The sequence below is a fragment of the Caballeronia sp. genome (genome assembly GCF_049581465.1).
In the GTDB taxonomy this organism is placed as follows: domain Bacteria; phylum Pseudomonadota; class Gammaproteobacteria; order Burkholderiales; family Burkholderiaceae; genus Caballeronia.
Genome location: NZ_JBAUSA010000185.1, coordinates 1 through 1,509 on the forward strand (window position 1 = coordinate 1; position 1,509 = coordinate 1,509).

Below are 1,509 nucleotides of genomic sequence, written 5' to 3' on the forward strand. Positions count from 1 at the left end.
GGCAAGAACGTGAGCATCCAGAATAGCGGCGACGTTAATAGTCCACGACGAAGGTTACGACGCACGATGCAAACGCATCGACCAATATCATCGGCACGACCTTACCTGCTCATCGCGCCGCGCGGCCACGCGCCGGCACTCGCTGCGTTTAGAGACTGGCTGCTTGCGGAATGCGGGGTGGTCGCTTAAGGCGTACTGGCGCTCCGATACCACCGCCACGGCGTTTAGCTTCTATCCACCTCCCCGCCCGATTTGGTCTACTCCCATCAGAAACGCGCCGCCCTCGCGGCGCGGTCATTCGCATAGTGGAGAACCTATGGCCGACACCCTTCCTCATCAACTCGTGCTGACGGTCGCCTGCCCGAGCGCGGCGGGCCAGGTAGCAGCCGTGGTCGCGTTCCTCGACCGGCACCAGTGCTATATCGACGAACTTACGGTGTATGACGACGACCTCAGCGAGCGCTTTTTCGTGCGCTGCGTTTTTCACGGCGCCGATCACGACGAAACCCTGCAAATCGCGGCGCTAAAGAGCGAATTCAAGCAGATCGCCGAGCGCTTTTCCATGACCTGGGCAATGCACGATGTGGCCGCGCGGCCCAAGGTGCTGATCATGGTGTCGAAGCTGGAACATTGCCTGGCGGACCTTTTGTTCCGCTGGCGCATGGGCGAGCTGAAGATGGATATCGTCGGGATTGCTTCGAATCATCGCGTTCTCGAACCGCTCGCGGTGCAACATGGCTTGCCGTTTCATCATCTGCCCGTCACGCCCGATACCAAGCCGCAACAGGAAGCGCGCCTGCTCGACCTGTTCGAAAGCTCGGGCGCCGAACTCATGATCCTCGCGCGCTACATGCAGATTCTCTCGGGCGAAACGAGCCGCAGCCTAGCCGCGCGGGCGATCAACATCCATCACTCTTTCCTTCCCGGCTTCAAGGGCGCAAAACCCTATCATCAGGCTCATACGCGTGGCGTAAAACTGATCGGCGCGACGGCGCACTTTGTGACTGACGACCTCGACGAAGGACCGATCATCGAACAAGTGGTCGAACGCGTGGATCATTCATACAAGCCGGATCGATTGCTGGCAACAGGTCGTGACGTTGAATGCATCACGCTGGCTCGCGCGGTGAAGGCGTTTATTGAGCGGCGCGTTTTTATCAATGGCGATCGGACCGTTGTTTTGTAAAGATCTTCGCCCGGGCTTCATCGCCGGAAATGAAAAACGCCGCTTAGAAGCGGCGCTTTTCATGCTTTAAACAAAGACGAAGCAAAAGCTCATTTCGTCCAGCTTTCCACGCGGTCACCGTGAGCGGTCACCCATTCATCGGCCGCGGCGGCCGGCTTCGCGCCGTTCGTTGTCGCCAGCATCACGCTGTCGATTTCGCCCGGCTTCCACTGGAACTTCTTCAGGAATGCGACCACCGTGGGCGCCTTCGTCTCAAGTTCCGGATTGATCACGCTGTCCACATGTTCCGCGTCGCCGAACACCTTCTTCGGATCTTCCAGGAA

2 protein-coding genes are annotated in these 1,509 nt (G+C 58.9%); one reads left to right on the forward strand and one right to left on the reverse strand.

Annotated features, from left to right (window positions below; all coding sequences use genetic code 11):
• The first annotated feature begins 316 nt into the window (after nucleotides 1-316).
• Nucleotides 317-1,186, forward strand: a complete 870-nt coding sequence (gene purU / locus WCA53_RS04620) for a formyltetrahydrofolate deformylase (RefSeq protein WP_423906060.1) — start codon at nucleotides 317-319, stop codon at nucleotides 1,184-1,186.
• Between the two features lie 89 nt (nucleotides 1,187-1,275).
• Here the strand turns inward: purU and WCA53_RS04625 are convergent.
• Nucleotides 1,276-1,509: glycine betaine ABC transporter substrate-binding protein (locus tag WCA53_RS04625; protein WP_423906063.1), on the reverse strand; the 234-nt coding region annotated here is incomplete at its 5' end.